Here is a 24,415-nt window from a genome sequence, read left to right on the forward strand (position 1 = left end):
TAAAATTCTATGACATATATTTTAACATAATTGCCTAAAATTCGTGAAATGAATTGTGAATAAGATTGTAAGTAGGAGTAATATGCCTGTAAAATCATAATTGATATGTAACAAATTTCCTTAAGGCTCTCTTTACAGCTTACCACAATCGTTTTGCATCGTAATAGACTTTACATGTTGAGCAATAGATGGCTGCTTGTCCAATTTTCATTTCCTCATTTAATTTTGAATGACATTGCTTACATTTTGCATCAATATATTGTAAATATTTAGCTAAAATTTTGTCAGATAATACACGTTTACTATAGCAATGCTTACACTCAAGTAGAATCTTTCCTTCCTCATCTATAAAACTACTCTGCTGGTGATTGCAAACGTAACAATAGTGCCAAGTTGCAATATACTTCTTCAGTGAAATCGTTGGATGATGTAGAAGTATTGTTTCTCTAACTTGCATCTGATTTCGTTTAGCCAATGGGATATTTAAGTATTTTAATAGCAACCGAACTGTTTGTGGCGCGTTCATCTTTGCTGCAACCTGTATATCTGTTTGAGCGATAGCCCATATGATTCTTTCATCAATAATCACAAACGGCTGTAAAACTCTTTTTTGTACTAAATGGTAGCTTTGTAGTGGAATTTGTTCAGGTTCTTCAGTAATAATTGTTATGACCAATTTATTAGATAAATCTTTTAACACTGGCCAAAGTTGATTATGATAGTTGTGTAATTGTGGTACAGAGATCATAATTCTTTTGTTGGCATTTGAAATATCCTTTAATAATATATCATTCACTTCATTATTCCGATACCAAGTTAATTGTTTACTACCTCGTTCATCTGTTAATGATGCTACAATGTTGTCGTGGCTCTGTTTGTGATTTTTCTTATGCATATGATTTAACAGTTTACTAATCGCTTTATCTTTACCTACCTTGCTCTTAATAAAAGGTTGATCAGCAATTGTTAATAACTTGCCTTTTGCTCTTGTGACAGCTACATTTACTAGTCGTGATGATTGTTTATTAGTTAACAACTGACCAGCAGTAAGCTGACCATTACTGTCCACAATATCAAATATCATGAAATCTCGTTCAGAGCCTTGGAATTTGTGAATAGTTGCAGCTGTAATTGTCGTACCTTCTGCTAATTTTGATAATGGCATTCTTTCATTTAGCCAAGTGGATATGATTCGAGCTTGGGCACGATATGGCGTCACGTACCCTATGGATTTATGCCCGTTTCGATAGGCAACAAATATATGGTGTAGTGCAAGACAGGCTGTGATTAAGTTAAACCTTGATTCATAGATTTCATCCTTCATAGCAAAAGCTTGAAAATAGGAGCTATCAATGAAAATCATTGCATCACCCGGATAAGGCTTTTTTCTAGCTATGATTGCTCTCTTTTTAACTGTTAAGTGATCACTTACATTGGATTGATACATTTCTACATTAGAAAATGCGGAAATATCAGGATGCATCCTTCTCTGTTTAGTTAACATAAACAAATTCGGGTGTCTTCCCTGTTGTTCCAAAGTTGTCACAATGTTTGTCTTCCGAAATATATCTTCCTTAAGCCATCTATTTACATACATATTGTCTGAAAGAGCAATAGGAGGTAACTGTTGAAAATCACCACAAACAACAATTCTCTTACCAAGAGTAGCTGCAAAGGCTATTTGTGGGACATACGCCATACTTGCTTCATCAATCACGATAAGATCATAGTTTCTATCAAAAATTTGCTTATCCACTGCCGCTTTCGTTAGCGTTACCCCTATTACTCGTGCTCGCTGGATAACTTCTTTCTCAGCCTCTGTTAATTCAGAACGATACCCTTCTAGCTCAGTTTGTAATGACGTAACAGATTGTATCGGAACGTGTTGCTTAGCTTCTATTTTCTCTTTTACATAATCTTTTTGTTCAGTAATCACCATTTTTCGGTCACGTATTTGATGATGGATCTGTTCAGCTATTGTTGAAGACAGTAGACTATCGTGTGCAATGACCTGTTCGTCTCGACTCATACCGTATCTAATAATATCACCTGTTTTCCAACGTCCACGTTCAGACAAGAAATTTGTAACAGCAAGCATTACTACATCAAGTGCAGCATTGCTATGTGTTAAGACGAGGATTTTTTGTCCTTTTACATAATTTTGGACGATAACTCTGGAAAGCGTGAACGTTTTTCCTGTACCAGGTGGTCCCCAAACATAAGTTGTATCGTTATATAAACTTCGATTAACAACCTCTTTCAAAGGAGTTTCAGCATGTTGCTGATGATGATTATCAGCCGCATTACCTCTTAACAACTTTGACACTTGTCTAAGTTTTTGTTGATCGTTTGAAGCTTCATCAAGTCTTGTTAATAAAGCTTCAATTAAACGCCAAGGTTCCGTACTCAATTCTAAATCGCTGACTGTTTTCCCAATATAAGTAGCTAGTGTGACTATAAGTTGGTTACCTTCAACAGATATAATCTCTCCAAGATAATCTTCTTCGTTGTACTTAATTCTTACTGCTGCACCTTCTACCAAATAGACATCTGAACTTGTATAAAAAACATAAATATATTCATCTTTATGAGAAGAAATCATCTTTCCATGTCGAATGTGAACACTAGAGCCACCTTTGTCTTTTAACGTAGATATTTCTGCTTGAAGTGCCTTTTGCCATTGCTCAAAAATCTCATGAATAGTTAATTTCATCTCAGTTTCCCTTCTAATTACGCTTTAATAATTGCAAAAAATAGTATAATATACGAAAATCATAATTATATCAATTAAATCCAACGTGGGAAAGGTGTAAAATAATGAAAACGAACCTCTATTATTCAGACCCAAATATGACTACTTGGCAAACTGTCATTACAAATAAATATGAAAAGGATAATAACTACTTCGTTATCCTTGAAGAAACTGCATTTTATCCAGAAGGTGGAGGACAACCAGCAGATCATGGAACGATAAATGGTGTAGAAGTTATTGATGTGCAAGAAGATGGTACAAGTATCGTTCATCAAGTGACAGCGCCATTAAACATTGGTGAGGCGGATTGTCAAATTGACAAACAACGACGTATAGATCATACACAACATCATACTGGGCAACATTTATTATCGGCTGTATGTATTGAACTGTTTGAACTGGAGACTTTAAGCTTTCACCTTGGGTCAGATACTGTATCCATTGATTTGGATACTCCTAGCATTTCTGATGATCAATTGTTCCAAGTAGAGCAACAGGTGAACAAATATATTTTTGAAAATAGGAAAATAAAAACTTATTATGTGTCTAATGATGAATTACCTTCATTACGATTACGTAAACTTCCGAAAGTATCTGAAAATATTAGGATCGTTGAAATTACTGGCATAGATGTGTCAGCATGTTGCGGTACACATGTGGAATCTACAGGACAAATAGGTATGCTAAAGCTACTTAAAACCGAAAAGCATCGGGGCAAAACAAGACTATACTTCGTATGTGGCTTTAAAGCTTTAGCTGATTATGGATCAGCACATTCAGTAATATCAAATATCGGTTTAAAGCTAAGTACGAGTAGGGAGAATTTTGTAAATAAGCTAGACAAAATGGAACAAGAAAGAAGGCAATTACAAAAAGATCTAAGCGAGGTAAAAAGTCAATTATTTTCATATGTGGCGGATCATATAATTCACGAAGCAAATGACCATGTTATACACTTTATATCAAAGGATTACAGTAGTAAAGACTTACAAATCATATCAAAACAAATTTTAGCAAAACAGCAGGCTATCGTGTTATTACTATCAACGATCGAAAATCGGCTATTGATAGCACAAGACGGTAAATTTGATATACATATCGGGGCTATGGTTAAAGAGCATGCTAAAGAGTATGAAGGTAAAGGCGGAGGAAACGACAAACAAGCACAAGTCTCATTTTCATCAACTAGTGATGCTACAAAATTTTTGACTTTTGTAAAAGAGTATACTAAGAATAGTAAGGTTAGCGAAAAGATATAGTATTTTTAACAAAAAGTTAAAGTGAGTACGAATACATACCCCCAAGTCATCATATGATTTTGGGGGTGATAGCAAGTGGGGTAATTATTTTTTGGCTACCTCTCAATGAAAGCGTTTTAACGTACCATTATTTAAAACGATGCTTAATTTATACGAGCAATGCTATTTTAGTTACAATAAGGACCATCTTTCTCAAATAGTATTAATTATTAGAACTTATACTTCACCACCTCCTATTACATTAAAGAAATAGCATTTTTGGGTTATATATTTCACCCTGTTTAGTACTTTAGGCTGTTTTCGCATTGATTGTTGCTGTGCGTTCTAAGAAATAAGCATGTATACATTTAGTGATCGGGGCATCTTCCCTACTTTTTCAATTATTAAGCACTAATATAACTAGCAACAAAGTTAACGAAAAAAGTCATACTTTAACGAACTCACTTCAATAGGTTAATATTATATTTTTCGACAAATTCTTTCACTCTAGGTAAACTAGTTTCAATAAAATCTACAGGATCATTACTAACTTCCAATATATAATTCAAGAAGTTCACTCTTCTAGCGGTCATAAATAGCTCTAGCTCGTAGTCAGTTATATTAGGTAAATCGCGGACCTTTCTATAACCTTGAAAATAGAAACGTTTTACTTCATCAAAATTTTGCGTCTCCTCATACTTGTAGTAATACAACATAATGGATATGTCGTGTATTGGCAACCCAAACATAGAATCCTCAAAGTCTATTAAATGCATTTGTTCCCCGTTAACTTTAATATTCGATGGGTTTAGATCACCATGTATTAATTGAAGGTCTTCATTATTATTTTTATAGTAAGTCGATAATTGATCATTTAAAAAAGGAATGATCCCATCCATTATTTGATGGAATTCGTTTGACAAAAACTTCTGGTATTTTTCATGTTTATAGATTGCTTCTTCTCCCTGATAATAAAATACTTTATCCCATGTTTTTGGAGTAATTTTTGAAGGAATCTGTATCCCATAAGTTGTTTTATGCAGACGAGCAGTTAACTCACCTAATTGTATAAAGCGCTTCTCACATTCATTCCCCTCTAGATCATCACCTTCCAACCAACTATATAAAGCAACACGTTTGGGTGTAGAAGTATATGTTGATTTAATAACTTGTAATTTTTCCCCATCTTTCCCTGAGATCATTCTCGGAGCAGAGACGTAATTTGCTTTATTTACAATGTCCATAAAGAATATTTCCGTAAGATTATCCTCTAAAGAACTAGATTCCTCTTGAAAGATCTTCATGACATATGTGTAACCTAAATGATCTTTAAGTTTATATAAGATGTTAGTTTCTTCACTTAGAAAAACTAACTCATCAACTTGTACATCATATTTCTCTGTCGCAAGTTCTGCTACCTTATACAATGCTTTATCTTTTGTTATTACACCACTTTGTTCTTGTTCCATAAATATAACTTCCCTTCTACTATAAATAAAGATTGAAATAATCTATTTAGTTTGTTTCCTAATGTCAACTCTAATTGATGTATAAGCATTTAGAAATAGCAAGAATCATTTGTAATCAAACTTGCCATAAAAAAGCTGATCATCCATTGAGTTTTTATTTATTTTTTGTATAAACTATTTTTTTCAGTATCTGGTAATAGGAAACATAGTTCAGCTAGCGGAATTATTTTAAAATTGCACTACATCATTTTTCAGCGAGCCCATTATTAAAAAATTCATTACCTTTGCAAGATTGAGTATTTATTACTTAGTTAAAATAACTCCATAGAGTTTGAAAGTTTAGTACCAGTTTAACCCCTAAAAATTGTGGCATGCCGAGTATGTGTGTACTCACCTATTAATTAGAATCATCTTTACAGAAAGAAAAATCTCCTGTATAGTTAGTTACACGAGTGACTAACTATACAACTAAGCTGTATTTTTACGTAAAGTGAGGTGGCACAAATGAAATCAACTCTTGATGAATCTCAACCTATTTTCCAACAAATTGCTGTGATGATAATGGATGACATCGTTGACGGAAGGTTAAAAGTTGAAGAGCAAGTTCCATCAACAAATGAGCTTTCACGATTCTACAACATTAATCCTGCAACCGCACGAAAGGGTTTGCAGTCCCTTGTTGATAAAGGAATCATATACAAGCAACGAGGTGTTGGAATGTTTGTTGCAAAAGGAGCGAGAGAAAAATTGCTTATAGAAAGAAAACAACATTTTTATGAAGAATACATCATGCCTTTACTTGAAGAAGCACGCCGCATTCACATTGATGAAGAAATGATTATTGACTTAATAAGAGGACAACAGAAAAAAGATAAGGAGAGTGAATCATGATTAATGTACAAAATGTCACTTACGGATACCATCAGACACCTGTGTTGAATCATTTTTCATTTAAGGAGGATGCACCAATTATTTCCGGTATATGGGGGAAAAATGGGGCTGGAAAAACAACACTTATGAGTTTGTTAGCAGGACATGACCGACCAGATAATGGGGAAATCACCATTATGGATCAAAATCCATACAACAACTTATCTGCACAGCAACATATATGTTACATTCAAGAAAATCATCCCTTCGGTAAAAATTGGACAGTACAGGATGTATTAAAATACGGTCAATATTTTCATCCAAATTGGGATCATGAGCTAGCAAAATCTTTGTGTGATCTATTCGAATTACCTGTAAAAAAGAAAATTACTAAATTCTCTAAAGGAATGAAAACCGCAGCACAAATCATACTAGGCTTGGCAAGCAACGCTACCGTGACAATTCTAGATGAGCCAACAAATGGTTTAGATGCAGTGAAGCGCAAGCAGTTTTATGATGTATTATTAGAAAGCTATGAAGACCATCCTCGATTAATTTTACTCTCCACCCACCATATAGAGGAAATTCAGCCTTTATGTGAATCGCTAGTTGTTGTACATGAAGGAAAAGTATTGTTCCATCATCAAATGGAAGAAATGCGTGAACGTGGTATTCTCCTATCAGGTACTGAAGAAGATATTCATAAAGTGTCGAAGCATGCAAAAATCATAGAATCTTCAACAATAGGCTCTACAACTAAAATTATGATTGATGCTCCATACTCTAAAGAATGGAAAAAAATTGCTTCTGAACAAAATCTCTTGATTGAAAAAGCTACTTTACAAGGCTATTTAATTAACATGACTACGACTAAGAAGGTGGTTAATGTATGAATGCTGTAAAAGGAACATACAGACTGTTATTCGAAGATATGCGTTGGTGGTTATTGTTATTTTCAGCGATAACATTAGGGCTAGCTGTTATTTTTATAGCAATTGGGGTTATTTTTGAAGTCAGTTTTTCTGCTTCCCTTTTCGGCCCAATATATGGAGCTATTTGTACAATTGCGTGTATTGGAATTGTTTATTCCTTCCCAGTTTTAATAGGCCTAGGCAGTACTCGAAAACAGTTTTTAAAGTCATACTATTTTATCGCTTCCATTATGGTTATTTGCTTTATTACCGTTTTAAATATTATATATTTTATTATGAACACATTGAATCAATTAGGTGTTCACAAATTATCCTTCTTTCATCCAGGCATGTTCTATTCAATGAATTATCATATTCTAGCATATGTGTGGATTGATTTGATGGTTGGTTTTTTATTACTTGGACTAAGTGCCTTTCTTACCGTCAGTTGGAAAAGACTAGGAACCCGAAATTTCTTAATCATTTTTTTCGCATTTAACCTTCTTATTACAATATTAATAAATATTATTAACATTACTTCTTTATTGGAGTGGGTTTTTGAATTAAATGTCATTTATACATTTACAATTGTAGGATTTATAGGATTTTGTTTGTTAATATGCACTTTCCCAATGATGAAACATGCGCCACTTGTAATGAAAGCAAGAAACGCTTAATTGACCAAACTTCTCATAGAATTTGTACGATATGTTTTAACTCTTTTTCTCATATTGTAATTAGCACGAGAATATTATGTAGATATCTATGCAGATTAGCCGCATTTATAGTGTATTAGACCGACATTGCCTACTATTTACTCAGCTATAGACATATTCTCAATCAAAAAGTGTGATCCTAAAGCTAGAATGTACAATTGAACTATTACTTATATTAGGAAGTCCTTTAACCAATTTCCATATTACGACGGTTAATTAGATCCTGAAAAATAAACCTTTATAACTACCAACGATACGATCATTTTAAAATTAATCGTATCGTTTTATTATTAGTGCTTTAAAAAAAATTCTTATTCCTCCAGGTGTTCCCATTATGCAACCTTGTTGAAGTGGTAAGAAATTTCATCTATCACTTAATTTATAGCTGTTTTCGTATGAATTGTTGTTTTTCTTTTTAAGAAAGTATACAAGGTAACATAATTCGTATCAGCTAACCTTAAGTAATACAACGAAAAACGTATAATAATACATATTATTGTTCTAGTTTGATATCAATAAGAACAAAGTCTAAGAGTATATTCATCGTAAAATATCCTTCCGTTCCATAACTATCTATCTTGATACACTTTGTACTAAAGAAGCTCTTCTTAATACTAACCATGTTAGGAAAATAAATGTGATTACAACTATCGTAACTGCGCCAAAATTTAAGTCTATCGTGCGCCCCTCTATACTCATAACAAAATCTATAAATAAATCACGGACGTTAGGTATTAAAATGAATATACCTAGCAAAGCTAGGTTGACGAACCCACCAATTAGACCGAACCTGTAGAATATAGCACTAGAGAAGAAACCCACTGATATGATGAAAAGACAAATGACAAAGTCAATGAAAAAGTGATTGAACCATGTAAATGATAATGTTGTAGCATCTAAAGTGTAAAATATCGCTAAATTTGATAGTTCCGGCGAAGTAGTTATTAATTGAAAAATAACAGATACGAGTAAATTCATTGCAGACATAAAAATGGCAAAAAGAATAGCGAAAAAACTAGCTGCTATAATGTAGTTATTCCGTGTCGCTCCCATTTTAATACAATTAGGAAAAATTTCTTTAGTAATTGAAAATCCAGCAATAGCAGCATAAATGTATACCGCTAAACTAGTATTTATTCTCACAATTGAGTCAAGAGATAATGAAGCTATAGAAAGTACTACTAAACTTGAACACAACACAACCCAAAAGATACTTATCGTGAAGCGAAAATCATAAATGAAATAATTTAAGGTTGCTCGAATATCATTATGCATATAAGCGTCCCCCTTCTTTTTCTGTCAAGTGAACCATTAATTCCTGAATATTGCACCGCCCTACATCTAAGCCTTTTAATTTTGCCTCTTGTATGTTTAATTTTTCACCAAATAACATAGCTGTTTTTCTTCCAATCATCTCATTCTCAAAAATAACATTTTTTTCATGACAATACTCATTAACTGCTTGTATATTCCCACTTATTTGAAGACTCATTTCTTGTAATTCATCTGCCGTTTTGTGTAGGAGCAACTCCCCATCCTGGATTAACAAAATTTCTTCAAATAAATTACTCGCCTCATCAATTAGATGGGTTGATAAAATAAACGTTCGAGGATTCCTCTTATACTCGTCTAGTAAAAGATCATAAAACTTATATCGTGCTGATGCATCTAAACCGATATACGGTTCATCAAAAATGGTTATTTTTGCTCCGCTTGAAAGTCCTATAATGATACCTAATGCAGATTCCATCCCTTTAGACAATGATCTAGCACTCATATTCGGATCTAAATTGAACACATGTAGTAAATGATCGGCTGTTTGCTTTGACCATGTTGGATAAAATTTAGATGCAACGTGTAGTACATGTTTAAGCTTTAATTTTCTTTTAAAATTATTACTTTCATTAATTAGGCAAACACTTTTTAACACGTTTCGATTATTGAAAGGTTGTTCGTTATTAATTAATATTTTACCTTTGCTTGGTAATATATGACCAGCAAGTATTTGCATAAATGTCGTCTTCCCTGCCCCATTTCTACCTAATAGCCCATAAATTTTATCCTCCTCAAGCGTGATGTTAAGGTTATGTAATGCTGTTTTGGAACCATACTTCTGACTAAGGTTTTGTATATATATTTTCATCATTCTTCCTCCTTGTTAATCATAATAGAAAGTTCTTCCTTAGCTAAACCAAGCTTATTTGCTTCAGCTTTTAATGGAATGATGTAATCATTGTAAAAATCTTTTTTCCGCTTCTCGAAAATCATTTCTTTTGCACCATCTGTGACAAACATACCTATCCCTCTTTTTTTAAATAATATCTTTTGATCCACAAGCTGATTAATTCCTTTTGCTGCTGTAGCAGGGTTAATTTGATAATATTTGCCAAACTCATTTGTAGAAGGTACTTTTTCCCCTTCCTTAATAGACCCATCTAAGATACTTGATTCAATATTTTCAGCGATTTGAGAAAAAATGGGTTTTTCACTGTTTAATTTCTGATCCATAATGGTTCCTTCCTTCATTGGTTAGCTACTTATGTAACTAACTTAAATGTTTTTGAATAAAATGTCAATACTTTCTATATAAAAATTTTTTTTACTTGTTTTGTGGACTATGCAGTTTTTTCTCTATGATGAGCAATTCAATTAGTACGGTTATAGCAAATGGGAAATAGTTTATGCTATGAAGATATTTGATTAAATCGTATTTTTGGGCTTGCAAATAACCCCCCCTAGGGGATATAGTGATCAGTGAGGTGATAACATATGTCAGAACATCATAAACATCGCAAAAGTATAGTAAATCGGTTAGCCAGGATTGAAGGACATGTTCGTTCTGTGAAAGATATGGCTGCATCAGATAGAGATTGCGGTGATCTACTTATTCAAATAGCCGCTATTCGTTCAGCACTTGACAATTGTGGCAAACTGATACTAAAGGACCACCTTGAGGGCTGTGTAGTCGAAGCTGTCAAAGAAGGTGATGATCAAGTAATGGATAAATTAAACGACGCTATTGACAAATTTATACGTTAGAGGAAGGTATATTAATGGAGCATCAAATTGAACAACAAAAGAATTCATCGGAAACAACAAAACATTTAATCATCACAATTTTAGCTCTAGCATTACCAGCAGTAATCGAGAATTTTTTTCAAACAATACTTGGATTTGTAGATACGTTATTTGTTTCAAAGCTTGGTTTAATTGAAGTGTCTGCTGTCGGAGTTACGAACGCTATTTTGGCTATTTATTTTGCAGTATTTATGTCGTTAGGGGTTGCGACAAATGTTTACGTAGCAAAAAATATAGGAGCAAATAACAAGGAAAAAGCGAGTCAAATTGGCCAACAGGCCATTATTTTGGCGACATTATTTGGTATTTTCTTTGGTGTTATATCGATATTCTTTGCTGAATCTCTATTACTCTTAATGGGTGTAGAACACGATGTGTTAAGCGCGGCAGTTACATATTTTCAAATTGTAGCCATCCCTTCAATTTTAATATCACTAATGTTTGTACTTAGTAGCATTATGCGAGGAACTGGTGATACTAAAACACCCATGAAAATAAGTGTTACGATCAACCTATTAAATATATTACTAGATTATATTCTCATTTTTGGATTTTTCTTAATCCCTTCTTTCGGACTTGCGGGCGCTGCCTTTGCTACTGTCATTTCTAGGTTTATTGGTGTAATTGGCTTAACAATCTACTTAGCAAAATCGAACATTCTTGCATTTAAGAAAAAAAATTGGAAGATTAATAAAAAGTCCCAGCTACAATTAATTACATTAGGTGCCCCAGCTGCTGGAGAAAGACTTGTTATGAGAGTCGGCCAGGTGCTTTACTTTGGGATGATTGTTGCTCTTGGAACAAACACATTTGCAGCCCACCAAATTGCAGGAAATATTGAAATATTTTCTTATATGATTGGGTATGGATTTGCAACAGCAGCAACCACATTAGTCAGTCAAAAGCTTGGAGAAAAAGATTTTGCAGGAGCACAAAGGTATGGGAATTATTCGATTCTAATTGGCACGATTGCTATGACTATTTTTGGTCTACTACTCTTCTTCTTTGGAGAATGGGCAGCATCATTTTTCACAACAGATACTAATGTTATTCAACAAATCACACTTGCATTGAAAATAGATGCATTTATTCAACCGGTTCTTGCATTTGTTCTCATCCTAACAGGAATTTATCAAGGCGGAGAAAATACTAAATTTCCGATGTATACAACTGCAATCGGGATCTGGTTAATTAGAACACTAGGTGTTTATCTACTAGGATTATACTTTGGTTTTGGAATTGCGGGCATATGGATTGCAATTGGTTTAGATAACTTATTTAGAGCAATCTTTTTGTGGATACGATATAAAAATAATAATTGGATAAATAATATAACAAAGTTGGAAGCATAACTTTGTTAATTATAAAGAACTTTGTTCTTATTACATTTTCAATTTTTTAAAAAAAACTCTATTCGAAAACTTTGCTACCATCGTTCCTATACTAGATTATATATACGTTTTTCAATCAAAAGTCATCGCTATATAGAAGAAAAGATGCCACGAAATGTTGGAGTATACATGTTTTGTGCTTAGTATAATAACTACAATACATGGGGAAAAAGTACTTCATTCAGACATAAATTAAAAGGGAGTTATAAGATTTAGAATGTAATCTATAAGACTCCCTTTTGTTATGCTCATTTATTTATCTACGTGTGTAAGTTTTATAAATTAACAAGGATGAAACTAATAATTTAGAATATGGAAAAATCATTGAAGGTCCAACCACATTATAACCTATCTCTTATTGAATCATATAGTAAACAAGGTTTAGCACAACCGCAACAGTAAGTAAGGTAACTGCGACTGTTAACTGAATGCTGACTATTTCTTTTTTAAGAATATTTTTTTGCATTTTTTGCTGTTCTTGCTCTTTTATCGTATCAGGTTCAACCTTGTAATCTACTAAGCTGTTAGCATGTTTTTCTTTCGAACGAAAATCTTTACCCGAACTCATCAAAAAAACAGGAGTGAACCAACGCTCCAATAAATAAAAAATCGTGCAAAGCGTTAACATAAGTAATCCAAATATAAATGTGTAGTTTGTTAGAGTAAATATAAAACCTTTATCATTGACAAATAAGAAACTTAACACGATACATAACAGTAATATAAAAATACTTAAGATGTATTTTGTATGTTTGTAAGAATACACAAAAATCTTTCCTTTCTTACAATGAGAAATGATCTATCTGCATAGGTTGTTGTTATTAATTTCATATACAGCTCGCGTTTAGTTGCATATAATTTTCTAGAAAATCTCGTTTTGCAACATTAAATAACATAACTATTAAATGACAACAAGAGCTCATTAGTAAATATTGAACATAGATTATTATAGATTTAGATGTTCAACATAATGTATTTCTGACATGCTATTCATATAAATGACAAGCAACAAAATGACCTTTTTTGACCTCCACCAGCTCAGGTTTTATTTCTTCGCATTCTTTTTTGACATAAGGACATCTTGTGCGAAAATGACAGCCACTAGGAGGGTTCATTGGACTTGGCACGTCTCCCTGCAGAACGATACGTTCCCTGCTTTGTTCAATATCTGGATCTGGAATAGGTATAGCTGAAAGTAGAGCCTGTGTATACGGATGAAGTGGATCCTCATACAATTCTACACTTTCTGCTACTTCAACTAGTTTACCGAGGTACATGACACCAATGCGATCAGATATATGTTTGACCATCGCTAAATCATGAGCGATGAATAAGTAAGTTAGCTTGTGCTTTTCCTGTAATTCTTGAAATAAATTAACAACCTGTGCTTGGATAGATACATCTAACGCTGATATTGGTTCATCTGCTATAATAAATCTCGGCTGAACTGCTAGTGCTCTAGCGATACCTATACGCTGGCGCTGTCCACCAGAAAATTCGTGTGGATACCTGTTTGCATGATTTTTATTTAAGCCAACCAATTCTAACAACTCGTATACTCGTGCAAGCTTTGCCTTTTTATTCTTTTTGTACATTTTTTGTGCATCCATTCCTTCAGCAATGATCTCAGTGACTGTTAACCTTGGATTTAATGATGCATATGGATCCTGAAAGATCATTTGGATATCACTGTGTAAGGCTCTTTTTCTTTTTTTATCCATTTTTGAGATGTCTTCACCATCAAATATAATTTCACCGCTTGTAGCTTCATATAACTGCAATATTGTTCTTCCTGTTGTTGATTTTCCACAACCTGACTCTCCTACTAAACCAAAAGTTTCACCTTCATTTACTGTAAAAGATACGTCATTTACTGCTTTAAGCTTCTGGCCTCCTCCAACTTTAAACTCTTTGTGTAAATTCTTCACTTTTAGTAACGGCTTAACGTTTCCCATTATACATGTCCTCCTATCTGCATAGGCTGATGTATCGGAGGAACCGCTGGATCCTCAAGCCAACAAGCTACTTTATGAGTTGCTGATTTAGTAGTTTCATAAGGAAATTCTTCGGCACAAATATTCATAGCGTAATCACAGCGCTCTGCAAATGGACAGCCGTTAGGTGGGTTATTCAATGGTGGTGGTGTACCAGGAATTGATGTTAACCTTCCGTGTTCCCTCGAATCTAGACGGGGGACAGACTTTAACAATCCCCATGTATAAGGGTGCCTAGGGTTATAAAATATTTCTTCTAAAAAGCCTTGTTCAACAATCTTTCCTGCGTACATAATCATGACTCTCTGTGCAATATTAGCTACAACTCCTAGGTCATGTGTAATTAAAATAATGGATGTATCGATCTTTTTTTGTAAATCTTTCATTAAATCTATAATTTGAGCTTGTATCGTTACATCAAGTGCAGTAGTGGGTTCATCTGCAATTAACAGCTTCGGGTTACAAGCTAATGCAATGGCAATCATGACACGTTGTCTCATTCCACCACTAAATTGATGTGCGTAATTATTTAATAGTTTTTCAGGGTTAGGAATACCTACTAAACTAAGCATTTGAATGGCTTTTTGTTTAGCAGCTTCCTTTGATAACCCTTGATGCTTTATTAGGCCCTCGCTAATTTGTTTGCCAATCTTCATTGTTGGGTTTAACGAAGTCATCGGGTCTTGGAAAATCATTGATATTTCAGCGCCACGTACTTTTTGCAGTTCTTTATCGTTTAGTTTGGATATATCTTTTCCTTCGAATAGTATTTCACCTGATTTATAGCGCCCTGGAGGCATTGGGTTTAACCCGACAATGGTTTGAGACGTAACACTTTTTCCAGAACCTGATTCTCCTACTAAGGCGATTACTTCTCCCTTCTTCACTTCAAAGCTTACTCCTCGTATTGCTTCAACTTCACCTTCAAATGTATCAAAAGAAAAGTATAAGTCTTTTACTTCTAATAGCTTTTTCATTAAGTCTATACCCCCCTAAGCTGAAAAAAATAGTTGATTATAAGGCTATTGATATTTAGTACATTGAATAAATTAACATGGAACATTTCTGTTATTTTCGAAGTCTTGGATCTACTGCATCACGTAAACCGTCTCCAAAAATACTGAACGAAAGAATAATCAAAGTAATAATCGTTGCTGGGAAAAATAACAAGTGTGGTTCTAAAAGAAGTAACTTTCTTCCATCATTGACTAAAGAACCTAAAGACGCATCTGGTAATGGTACACCTAAACCAATAAAACTCAGTACAGCTTCAGCAAAAATAGCTGCCGGTATCGTAAAAGACATGTTTACCATCATTGGACCTACCATATTAGGAATAAGATGTACACGTATGAGTTTCATAGGTTTTGTTCCTAAAGAACGTGCTGCTAATACGTATTCTCTACTTTTTAAGCTCATTACTTGACCACGGATGAGGCGGGCCATCCCGACCCAACCTGTAAGAGCAATTGCGATAATAATAGCTAATATTCCTCGGTCAATGACCATTAATAGTAAAATTGTAAATATAATGTTAGGTATACTTACGATTATTTCTATAAAACGCATCATGATAAAATCAATTCTTCCTCCAAAGTAACCCGCAATAGCTCCATAAACAACGCCAAAAATAACATCTAATGTTGCTGCGACAACACCAATGAGTAGAGATATTTTTGCACCTTCCCACGTCCTGGTCCACATATCTCGACCTAATGTGTCTGTGCCAAACCAATAATCATTTTCCATCGTGGGTTCCATTTTAATACTGTCATAATTTTGGTAGTCTGCATCATGTTCATTCATATATGGACCAGCAAACGCCATAAAAGTAATCACTATTAGGAAAAAAAATGAAATCATGGCTGGTTTATGCTTTTTTAAACGGCGCCAAACATCTTGAGAAAAAGACATACTTTTATACTGCTTATCATGATCAGCTTTATAGATACTCTTGTCTAAAGGCTGGAATCTCTTATCTTGAATCATAGGATCTGTATTCATGCTATTCAGTCCCCCCTATGATACGAATTCTTGGGTCAACAATAGAATACAATAGGTCCACAATAAATAGACTAATGATGTATAAAATCGCATAAAATAACGTCAAACCCATCGTTACTGTATAATCTCGTGTTATGACTGAAGTTACTAATTCCTTACCAATACCTGGGATGGCAAAGATTTCTTCAACGACTAACGAGCCTGTCATACTGAAAATGATTACAACTGGTAAGCTAGTGATGAGTGGAATCATCGCATTTCTTAAACCATGTCTCATAAGAACAAGAGGCTGAGACAACCCTTTAGATTTTGCAGTTTTTATATAGTCTTGTCCTAATACTTCGAGTAGCTCCGAACGCATCATCCTTGTGTAATATGCAAAACCTCCTAACGCAATTGCTAACGAAGGTAGTATCGTATGTTTATACGATTCAAATTGCGCAATAGGTAATAATTCTAGTTTCCCTGCAACTACATATTGGAGTAGTACTGCTGCTACAAAGCTTGGAATTGCGAATCCAAATACGGCAATACCGACAGCTAAATAATCTATTAATGTATTTCTCCATATCGCAGCAATAATGCCAAGTAATATTCCAAATGGGATACTTAACGCAACTGCTTGCAACCCGATTGCCGCAGAAGGTCCAATTTTCTCTGCAATAATAGTCGTTACTTCTCTATTTTTTATTCTGTACGATACACCAAAATCAAGTTGTACAACATTTGACAAATATATTGCATACTGTTCTGGTATCGGTTTGTCTAATCCGTACTTTGCTTTCATATTTTCTAACACTGCTGGTGGAATTTTGTCTTCTTCAAAAGGCGTTCCAGGAATTGCTTTCATAAAGAAAAATGATAACGTACATATTACCCATAAAGTTAAGATCATAAAACATAAACGCCGGAGGAAAAACTTTAGCATACTTATCCATCTCCTATCTTGGTGTGACTTGAAAAAAGAGTAGTCAAGTTAAATCAAGGTATATGTACAAAACATATACCTTGATTATTTTGAAATTCAAATTAGTACATACCTTTTGAGTTAAAGCAATAACAATAGAAGTTACGTTTGTGTTTTTTTACTTTTCTGTTACCGATGCCCATTTGTATGATGATCTTGGACCAACAGCATGAGTGACAATACCATCAACATATGTTCTTTCTAAACTATAATACCCATCATGTGATAGAGGAATATATGCATAATCTGACACAACAATTCTTTCCAGTTCAGCGTATAAGTTAAATTTCTCTTTCATGTCATTCGTTGCTCTAACATCCTCAAGTACTTGATCGTATTTCTCACTTACATATCCATTTTTGTTAAACGATCCTGTTGAAACAAATAAATCTAAATACGTACTTGGCTCATCATAATCTGCAGTCCATCCTGCTGCTACTAAATTGTAATCTCTACTATCCATTAATGCTCTTCTTATTTTGGAGTCTGTTTGTTTAATCGTAAATGGGACACCGATTTCTCCCCATTTTTGTTGTAAGTACTGTCCTGTTTTTGCCCAATCATCACTTTGATAAACGATTAATTCAAATTCTGGAACATCTTCACCAATTTCAGCTTTTGCTTCTTCAATGAGTTGTTTAGCTCTATCAAAATCAAATTTTAGCAAATTAGAATTTTCTGTGAATTCAGAACGGAAATCTACACCTGATTGTGAACCAGCCATACCTGGAGGAATGATACCACCTGCAGGAACCTGTGTTCCTCCCCATGCAACTTGACTCATTTCTGCACGATCAAAGCCAATTGCTAATGCTTCACGAAATTTTGCATTTCTTAAATACTCACCTTGGAGACCTTCTGCTTCTTGGTTTAATACAAACCACCACGTATTCGCTCTTGTACGCAACGTTGCTTCATCACTATTTGCATATTGATCAATATAATCACTAGGGAGAGCTACACCATCAATATCACCTTGCTCATACATTTGCATTCTTGTATTATCATCTGAGATCCATGGCATGTTGATTTTATCAAGTTGAACCGTATCCTTATCCCAATATTTTTCATTTTTCGCTAAAACAACTACTTCATCGTGGGACCACTCTTCTACTACAAAAGGACCTGCATAAAGCATATTACTTGCTTCAGTTCCATACACATCTACACCGCCAACTTCTTCAAAATACTGTTGTTGAATTGGTACTAACGATGGAAAAGCAAGTAACTCTAGAAAAGCTGGGCTTTCTCCATTCACTTTAATCTCTAGTGTTTTATCATCAAGTGCTTTGACACCTACAGCATCTTTCGCAGTTTGTATAGCTGTTTCAGCTTCAGCCTCGTTTTCTGGAATTTCCATATACACCAAATCCGCCGCTCCAGTAATTAATGTAATTTCAAACAAATACCCATATTCTGCGGCATTGCGTGGATCCATCACAGTCTTCCAACCGAATTCAAAATCATAAGCCGTTACAGGCTCACCATTTGACCATGTTGCGTCTCTTAAATAGAATGTATAGGTATTATTTTCAAAATCATGACTTTCTGCTAAGCCATATTCAAGAGTAGCACCATCTTGCCCTTTTCTCATTAACCCCTCTTGAATGTTATTTAAGAGAAGTAAATCTTGAGTATAGGCACCATAGACAGGACTTAATGAAGTAGGTTCACTCATAATCGTGTTATAAACTTGTTCACTATTCGTGCTTTCAGCTTCCTTATTGTTATTATCGCTACTACTTTCGTTACTTTTTTGAGATGATGAGTCGGATGTCTGTGAAGCTCCTTCACTATTGCAACCAGCAAGACCAAGTACGACTGCCAATACAACTGTTAACATAACCATTAACCAACTTGTTCTCTTTTTCATAATTTCCCCTCCTCTTATTTTTGCGTGAGCCTTGAGTTACGGAAACATTACCGGTAACCTTTATTGCAATCTTCAGTGGATGCTGTCATAGAGTGATTACAATTATTCCACGCTCTTACATATGTATATTGCAAGATGTGTGCCAAGGTAAATTAAATGTGTATCAAAGTATTTGAAGTCAATGTACAAATTGGATATCGTGCTCATATAAAGATGTGTGATAAAAACAGGGATCTTTGTTGAAGGATAAATAATTTGTATTTAGTTATGGACGGTGATAAGAGCTTGTTAGTTATGTGTATATGTATCCATACACATTGTAAAAATATTTTAAATATTCAATGTTTTTATCTTCTATGTTGTACATATAGATTCTTCTGCTCTAGTGTTACACACTAACAAAATAAACAAGTATTTAAGTAGCGTTCTTGGCTTTTTTCTTATTTAGAATTCTTGTTATAATTATAAAACTACTATCTACCTGTTTAAATTTTATTGAAAAGGAATTCAGCTTACGAAAAGTGCCTACAGCAATTTTTCTTCTTTTTGAAACCATGTTGGTATTTTTACGTAAATTGGACAGCATGAATTTGATAGGTTTACTAATCAAATGTTATATTGTGTTAGTTTTGTATGACATTCATTAATGTGTGCGACACCAGATTGAAACTGTTATTAAACACACCTACGGATGTTTTCATTAATAATTTTCAGTCATATAACAAAAGTAGTCTCAGGAAGGTGCTTTCCCAAGACTACGTTTATAACCTATATATTCTCCATTTTTAATTCATCAATAATATTATCTTTTTTTACTTTAGTACTGGAATACAGCATAGATACAACTACAATTAAAAATATAGCAATAATAACAATTATCATATCCGCCCAAGGGATCGAAAACTCAAGTTTGATTGTGTTCAACATGGCCCGGTGAATGGCATAGATGATTACGATACTAATTGGTAAGCCATATAACAAAGACTTTATTCCGTAAAAGAAACTTTCATAATTAATCATTTTGTTAAACTCTTTAGAAGTCATACCAATTGATTTTAGCATTGCAAATTCTCTTTTACGTAAAGCAATACTAGTTGAAATCGTATTAAATATATTTGCAACTGATATCACTGTTATGAGTATCGTAAATCCATAGGAAAATGCTTTAATTAATAGCATCAGCTGTTTGTTTTGTTTTCGTTCTACATGAGAACTATAAATAGTGAAATTGGCATCATTTAGCTCTTCGATTTCAGTGTATGTTTGCATTGGATCGGAAGATGTTAAATAGAGATCCGTAAAAAATCCTTGAACATAATTAGTAGGAAACAGTTGTTCCACTAAGCTTTCTGGTATGACGATTTCAAATTCAAGGAAATCTATATTAATATCTCCCATTGGATATTGGTCAGTGACGGCTGCTATTTGCACAGAATTTATAAATGTTTCGCCTGCTTGTTTACCAGTTCCGAAAACTTTGTCAATTAAACTTATTTTCATTTCAGGTTGTGCGTAAATAGATTTTTCTTCAATTATTTGCTGCGTCTTTTCATCTATGTGTTTAAATGTATCTATCAATATCACGTTAAGCTGATCAGAAGTCTTCAACTTTTCGGGATCTACATTAATTGATTTAGCATATTTAATGTAGCTATCTTCATCTAGTACATTTACATCTACGTTATAGAGGATTTTTCCACCTTCTTTTTTACTAGTTGGACCAATCCATTTTTTAGAATCATCAGGTACGATGTTATCATCAATCCATGAGTATAGATGCATTGTTTTTACAATACTAGCACTCGTCACATTATCTAACGTAGATAAAGGCTTTAACATTGTTGTATCTTCATTTCTAGTTGTTATTTGAATGTCATAATTAACGTTCCTTTGTGAAAGTTCTATTGATTTTTGTAAATGATCGGTAAAAAAAGAAACTGTTATAAAAAGGATAATACTCACTACAAAAGAAAAGATAGTTACTTGGTACCTTCTTTTATTTCTCTTTACATTTTTCAAACCGATTTCAGCCTGAATTCCAAACAAATTCCGAACAATTTTTGATGTTTTTATTTCTTTCCCCGTTAGCTTCACATCTTGAGTTTGGCGTATGGCATCAATAGCTGAAACTTTTGAAGCTTTCCGAGCTGGTAAATAACATGATATAAAGATTGTTATTAGTGAAACACCAATTGCAACCAACATTGACATTGGCGTAACGGTTAGCGTTAATAGTTTCTCACCTATATTTAAAGATTGTTGTATATATGTGTTAATGATTGAGAGAGTAATCATTACACCTATTAACCCTATAATAATACCTATTGGAATGCTAATGAAGCCGACAATTGCTGCTTCGAATAAAACAGAATTACGTTTTTGAATCTTTGTTGCACCTACACTGCTTAACATACCTAAATATCGAGCACGTTCAGCAAAACTTATGGTAAAGGCATTATAAATTAAGGCTACCGAGCCAGCGACAATAACCGCTATAATAATGAATTCTGAAGCCAAGATCGTCAATCTCAAGTTTCCTAAACCTGTCACTCCATAATAACCCAATAAGTGAGTATTATATTGGATCTTATCAGCATCGATATTATTTTTCTTAGCTAAAGAACTCGAGGTATCATATAAAGATTGACTGACTTTATCTAGAGCTAAATATGCATCAACTGTTTTGTTTGATGGAAGTAAATTCTCATCTAAATAGCTAATAATCATATATCCAGGTGTCGATAATGTTGACTCCCATGACGGACTTTCAATCTCCCCAACAATTGTATAAGGTTTTATTTGTGTATTTTTTAATGTTTCGATGTTAACTCCATTCGCCCTTTGTAATGGTACCATATGGTCTAAAGGTTCGCTAGCACTCTCACCAGTTACATATCGTTCGCCAATTTCTAATGTTATTTGATCACCAACTTCGTATTTTCCACCTGTATTTGCTACGAGATCTTTTGAAATAACGACTTCATTATCTGATTTCGGGAACCTTCCAGCAAGTAATTGAAACGGAAATTGGTTATATGCCTGCTCATTATATTCTTTTACGAATAAATAAGGCTTACTCGTGTTTTCTGCGCCTTCTAAAAGAACAGTCCCAACCTCATTACCAAGCGACATTGCCTTAATATTTTCATCCAGTTTAATACTTTCAATCTGATCTTTATTAACATCATTGTAGACAACATGCCATTCCCCAGTTTGTTCCATCGCATTTTTTTGCAAGGCACTTATAAATGAGGTCGTAAGCGTCGCTGCAGCCGTCACCATTGCAACAGAAATAACGATCCCAATAATGGTTACGATTGTACGCCTTTTATTTTTCTTCAAATGCCTAAGGGTTAGTTTGTTAATAATATTCATGGACGAATGACCTCGTTTTTGACAATTCTTCCATCTTCAATAGATATAATTCGATCTGCTTGCAAAGCAATTTTTTCATCATGTGTAATGACGATCAATGTTTGGTTATATTTTTTATTAAACAGTTTTAATAAATTTATTACTTCATTACTGTTCTTGCTATCTAGGTTACCTGTCGGCTCATCCGCTAACATAATGGTCGGATTACTAATCAATGCTCTTCCGATCGATATTCGTTGTTGTTGTCCACCTGAAAGTTGATTTGGTAAATATCCTAAGCGGTTATTTAGCCCTATGGTCGTAACGATTTCATTAAGTAGCTTGTTATCTACTTTATGTCCATCGAGTAATAATGGCAACGTAATATTTTCTTCAACGGTTAATATCGGTATTAGATTATAAAATTGATAAATTAAGCCTATTTGCCTTCGCCGAAAAACAGCTAATTGAGTCTCGTTTAGCTGATAAATATCGGTGTTATCGACTACTACTTTTCCGCTTGAAGGTTTGTCGACACCTCCCAGCATATGAAGTAGTGTTGACTTCCCAGATCCTGACGGTCCAATAATTGCGACAAATTCACCTTTATGAATCGAAAATGTAACATCATCAAGTGCTTTAACTGCCGTGTCACCTTTACCGTATATTTTAGACAGATTATCTATTTTTAAAATTTCCAATGGTATAACCTCCAAAAGTCGACGTACTTCTAATATAACTGTCTAAAATGACTATCCAATGACTGTAAAATGACAATATAGTCACCTACTGATATTATATAACTTGTTTATAAAACTTAATCAAAAAGCGTGTTCCCTCACCTTCCTTACTCTGAACCTCAATATCACCGTTTTGACTAGTAATGATACTGTAAGCTATCGCTAGACCAATACCGATACTATCGGTATTGGCATTTTTTCCTTTATAAAAACGTTTGAAAATATAAGGTATGTCTTCCTTTGGAATCCCTTTACCATTGTCAGCAATGATGAGTTCAGTGAACAGCGCATTTTCTGAAAAAGAAATGGTGATTACACCACCGTCAGGCGTGTGTTCCACACAGTTTTTTAATATATTTATAACAGCTTCGGCTGACCAGTTAAGGTCCCCAAGAAAAGATGTTGTGTCTTCACCATTAATTGATAATACTTGTTCTTTAATATCCATCGGAATCAAAACAGGATCTATTGATTTTTGGATAAGGTTTTTCACGTTTATTCGATCCTTTTTGAATTGAACCGTTCCTGCATCGATTTTAGATATCTTTAATAATGAGGAAACAAGCCATTCAATACGCTCAATTTGAATACGTAGATTATGAGTGAATTCATCTCTTTTTGCTGTTGGCAGCTCATCATCACTTAACAAATCTGTCATTACCATCATTGAGGTGAGCGGGGTTTTAAGCTGGTGGGAAATATCTGAAATAGCATCAGTTAGCTTGCTTTTGTCTTGTTGCAATAGAGATTTATGCTCCGATAGCATAGACGTGACCTTATAAATATTGTTCTTTAGTATACTTAACTCACCTTCTTCGTTATCACGGACATCAAGAGTGTAATCACCTGAGCTAATTCGGCGCAAATAATGAGAGAGCATTTCTATTTCTCGGTATCTCCGGTGTGTAAAAATGAGGGTGATACTAATTAACATTGTGGAACATATGAAAATAAGTACCATTGCACTAATTGACAACAAACCACCAAGCATCGTTGCACAAAGACTAATCAAACACATAATAAATAAAAACATTTGTACCTCTTTATGACGTAACAAG

Annotated in this window: 20 protein-coding genes; 6 read left to right on the forward strand and 14 right to left on the reverse strand. The window is 34.0% G+C overall.

The window, feature by feature from the left end; all coding sequences use genetic code 11:
- Positions 1-139: 139 nt before the first annotated feature.
- Entirely contained in the window at positions 140-2,713 is a 2,574-nt protein-coding gene (locus tag JM172_RS08465) for an AAA domain-containing protein (protein ID WP_214481751.1), read from the reverse strand.
- 104 nt (positions 2,714-2,817) lie between these two features.
- Between JM172_RS08465 and JM172_RS08470 the strand changes: the two genes are divergently transcribed.
- Entirely contained in the window at positions 2,818-4,011 is a 1,194-nt protein-coding gene (locus JM172_RS08470) for an alanyl-tRNA editing protein (RefSeq protein ID WP_214481752.1), read from the forward strand.
- 440 nt (positions 4,012-4,451) lie between these two features.
- Here JM172_RS08470 and JM172_RS08475 read toward each other — a convergent pair whose 3' ends face one another.
- Positions 4,452-5,459 (reverse strand): phosphotransferase enzyme family protein, encoded by a 1,008-nt coding sequence (locus JM172_RS08475; RefSeq protein WP_214481753.1) that lies wholly within the window; start codon positions 5,457-5,459, stop codon positions 4,452-4,454.
- 504 nt (positions 5,460-5,963) lie between these two features.
- Between JM172_RS08475 and JM172_RS08480 the strand changes: the two genes are divergently transcribed.
- From JM172_RS08480 to JM172_RS08490, 3 genes are read left to right on the forward strand one after another with little or no spacing between them, the layout of a single operon-like run.
- Positions 5,964-6,350, forward strand: a complete 387-nt coding sequence (locus JM172_RS08480; RefSeq protein ID WP_214481754.1) for a GntR family transcriptional regulator — start codon at positions 5,964-5,966, stop codon at positions 6,348-6,350.
- Complete coding sequence (locus JM172_RS08485) at positions 6,347-7,222, forward strand: ATP-binding cassette domain-containing protein (RefSeq protein WP_214481755.1); 876 nt, start codon at positions 6,347-6,349, stop codon at positions 7,220-7,222. The genes JM172_RS08480 and JM172_RS08485 overlap by 4 nt, the downstream gene beginning before the upstream one ends.
- Entirely contained in the window at positions 7,219-7,917 is a 699-nt protein-coding gene (locus JM172_RS08490; protein WP_214481756.1) for a hypothetical protein, read from the forward strand. Before JM172_RS08485 ends, JM172_RS08490 begins: the two co-directional genes overlap by 4 nt.
- Positions 7,918-8,529: 612 nt before the next feature.
- Here the strand turns inward: JM172_RS08490 and JM172_RS08495 are convergent.
- The 3 genes from JM172_RS08495 to JM172_RS08505 are packed head-to-tail and all read right to left on the reverse strand — an operon-like array spanning position 8,530 to position 10,464.
- Positions 8,530-9,231, reverse strand: a complete 702-nt coding sequence (locus JM172_RS08495; protein ID WP_214481757.1) for a hypothetical protein — start codon at positions 9,229-9,231, stop codon at positions 8,530-8,532.
- A complete protein-coding gene (locus JM172_RS08500) occupies positions 9,224-10,099 on the reverse strand; it encodes an ABC transporter ATP-binding protein (protein WP_214481758.1) in 876 nt (291 codons plus the stop codon). The genes JM172_RS08495 and JM172_RS08500 overlap by 8 nt, the downstream gene beginning before the upstream one ends.
- Complete coding sequence (locus JM172_RS08505) at positions 10,099-10,464, reverse strand: GntR family transcriptional regulator (protein ID WP_214481759.1); 366 nt, start codon at positions 10,462-10,464, stop codon at positions 10,099-10,101. Before JM172_RS08505 ends, JM172_RS08500 begins: the two co-directional genes overlap by 1 nt.
- Positions 10,465-10,725: 261 nt before the next feature.
- On the opposite strand from JM172_RS08505, the gene JM172_RS08510 reads away from it, so the two are divergent.
- Both JM172_RS08510 and JM172_RS08515 read left to right on the forward strand, forming a co-directional pair.
- A complete protein-coding gene (locus tag JM172_RS08510) occupies positions 10,726-10,995 on the forward strand; it encodes a metal-sensing transcriptional repressor (protein ID WP_214481760.1) in 270 nt (89 codons plus the stop codon).
- A 14-nt stretch (positions 10,996-11,009) separates the two neighbouring features.
- Positions 11,010-12,386, forward strand: a complete 1,377-nt coding sequence (locus tag JM172_RS08515) for an MATE family efflux transporter (protein ID WP_214481761.1) — start codon at positions 11,010-11,012, stop codon at positions 12,384-12,386.
- 394 nt (positions 12,387-12,780) lie between these two features.
- Here the strand turns inward: JM172_RS08515 and JM172_RS08520 are convergent, their stop codons facing one another.
- The 9 genes from JM172_RS08520 to JM172_RS08560 all read right to left on the reverse strand — a co-directional run bounded on the left by JM172_RS08520 (position 12,781) and on the right by JM172_RS08560 (position 24,414).
- On the reverse strand, positions 12,781-12,993 hold the full coding sequence (locus JM172_RS08520; protein WP_214481762.1) for a hypothetical protein: 213 nt from the start codon (positions 12,991-12,993) through the stop codon (positions 12,781-12,783).
- Positions 12,994-13,411: 418 nt separating this feature from the next.
- A complete protein-coding gene (locus tag JM172_RS08525) occupies positions 13,412-14,380 on the reverse strand; it encodes an ABC transporter ATP-binding protein (RefSeq protein ID WP_214481763.1) in 969 nt (322 codons plus the stop codon).
- Complete coding sequence (locus JM172_RS08530) at positions 14,380-15,396, reverse strand: ABC transporter ATP-binding protein (RefSeq protein ID WP_214481764.1); 1,017 nt, start codon at positions 15,394-15,396, stop codon at positions 14,380-14,382. The genes JM172_RS08525 and JM172_RS08530 overlap by 1 nt, the downstream gene beginning before the upstream one ends.
- Positions 15,397-15,487: 91 nt before the next feature.
- Complete coding sequence (locus JM172_RS08535; protein ID WP_214481765.1) at positions 15,488-16,423, reverse strand: ABC transporter permease; 936 nt, start codon at positions 16,421-16,423, stop codon at positions 15,488-15,490.
- 1 nt (position 16,424) lies between these two features.
- On the reverse strand, positions 16,425-17,351 hold the full coding sequence (locus JM172_RS08540) for an ABC transporter permease (protein WP_214481766.1): 927 nt from the start codon (positions 17,349-17,351) through the stop codon (positions 16,425-16,427).
- A gap of 157 nt (positions 17,352-17,508) precedes the next feature.
- Positions 17,509-19,263 (reverse strand): peptide ABC transporter substrate-binding protein, encoded by a 1,755-nt coding sequence (locus JM172_RS08545; protein WP_214481767.1) that lies wholly within the window; start codon positions 19,261-19,263, stop codon positions 17,509-17,511.
- A 768-nt stretch (positions 19,264-20,031) separates the two neighbouring features.
- The gene (locus JM172_RS08550) at positions 20,032-22,638 is read right to left on the reverse strand and encodes an ABC transporter permease (RefSeq protein WP_214481768.1); all 2,607 of its coding nucleotides are present in this window, start codon (positions 22,636-22,638) and stop codon (positions 20,032-20,034) included.
- A complete protein-coding gene (locus JM172_RS08555; protein WP_214481769.1) occupies positions 22,635-23,318 on the reverse strand; it encodes an ABC transporter ATP-binding protein in 684 nt (227 codons plus the stop codon). The genes JM172_RS08550 and JM172_RS08555 overlap by 4 nt, the downstream gene beginning before the upstream one ends.
- Before the next feature lie 94 nt (positions 23,319-23,412).
- On the reverse strand, positions 23,413-24,414 hold the full coding sequence (locus JM172_RS08560; RefSeq protein WP_214481770.1) for a sensor histidine kinase: 1,002 nt from the start codon (positions 24,412-24,414) through the stop codon (positions 23,413-23,415).
- Position 24,415 lies beyond the last annotated feature (1 nt).

The sequence above is a fragment of the Bacillus sp. SM2101 genome, from assembly GCF_018588585.1.
Classification (GTDB): Bacteria; Bacillota; Bacilli; order Bacillales; family SM2101; genus Nanhaiella; species Nanhaiella sioensis.

What these genes read in the sequence shown, in the direction of transcription:
- JM172_RS08465 (WP_214481751.1), bottom strand. Translation starts at nt 2,713, where the DNA reads ATGAAATTAACTATTCATGAGATTTTTGAGCAATGGCAAAAGGCACTT.
- JM172_RS08470 (WP_214481752.1), top strand. Translation starts at nt 2,818, where the DNA reads ATGAAAACGAACCTCTATTATTCAGACCCAAATATGACTACTTGGCAA.
- JM172_RS08475 (WP_214481753.1), bottom strand. Translation starts at nt 5,459, where the DNA reads ATGGAACAAGAACAAAGTGGTGTAATAACAAAAGATAAAGCATTGTAT.
- JM172_RS08480 (WP_214481754.1), top strand. Translation starts at nt 5,964, where the DNA reads ATGAAATCAACTCTTGATGAATCTCAACCTATTTTCCAACAAATTGCT.
- JM172_RS08485 (WP_214481755.1), top strand. Translation starts at nt 6,347, where the DNA reads ATGATTAATGTACAAAATGTCACTTACGGATACCATCAGACACCTGTG.
- JM172_RS08490 (WP_214481756.1), top strand. Translation starts at nt 7,219, where the DNA reads ATGAATGCTGTAAAAGGAACATACAGACTGTTATTCGAAGATATGCGT.
- JM172_RS08495 (WP_214481757.1), bottom strand. Translation starts at nt 9,231, where the DNA reads ATGCATAATGATATTCGAGCAACCTTAAATTATTTCATTTATGATTTT.
- JM172_RS08500 (WP_214481758.1), bottom strand. Translation starts at nt 10,099, where the DNA reads ATGAAAATATATATACAAAACCTTAGTCAGAAGTATGGTTCCAAAACA.
- JM172_RS08505 (WP_214481759.1), bottom strand. Translation starts at nt 10,464, where the DNA reads ATGGATCAGAAATTAAACAGTGAAAAACCCATTTTTTCTCAAATCGCT.
- JM172_RS08510 (WP_214481760.1), top strand. Translation starts at nt 10,726, where the DNA reads ATGTCAGAACATCATAAACATCGCAAAAGTATAGTAAATCGGTTAGCC.
- JM172_RS08515 (WP_214481761.1), top strand. Translation starts at nt 11,010, where the DNA reads ATGGAGCATCAAATTGAACAACAAAAGAATTCATCGGAAACAACAAAA.
- JM172_RS08520 (WP_214481762.1), bottom strand. Translation starts at nt 12,993, where the DNA reads ATGAGTTCGGGTAAAGATTTTCGTTCGAAAGAAAAACATGCTAACAGC.
- JM172_RS08525 (WP_214481763.1), bottom strand. Translation starts at nt 14,380, where the DNA reads ATGGGAAACGTTAAGCCGTTACTAAAAGTGAAGAATTTACACAAAGAG.
- JM172_RS08530 (WP_214481764.1), bottom strand. Translation starts at nt 15,396, where the DNA reads ATGAAAAAGCTATTAGAAGTAAAAGACTTATACTTTTCTTTTGATACA.
- JM172_RS08535 (WP_214481765.1), bottom strand. Translation starts at nt 16,423, where the DNA reads ATGAATACAGATCCTATGATTCAAGATAAGAGATTCCAGCCTTTAGAC.
- JM172_RS08540 (WP_214481766.1), bottom strand. Translation starts at nt 17,351, where the DNA reads ATGCTAAAGTTTTTCCTCCGGCGTTTATGTTTTATGATCTTAACTTTA.
- JM172_RS08545 (WP_214481767.1), bottom strand. Translation starts at nt 19,263, where the DNA reads ATGAAAAAGAGAACAAGTTGGTTAATGGTTATGTTAACAGTTGTATTG.
- JM172_RS08550 (WP_214481768.1), bottom strand. Translation starts at nt 22,638, where the DNA reads ATGAATATTATTAACAAACTAACCCTTAGGCATTTGAAGAAAAATAAA.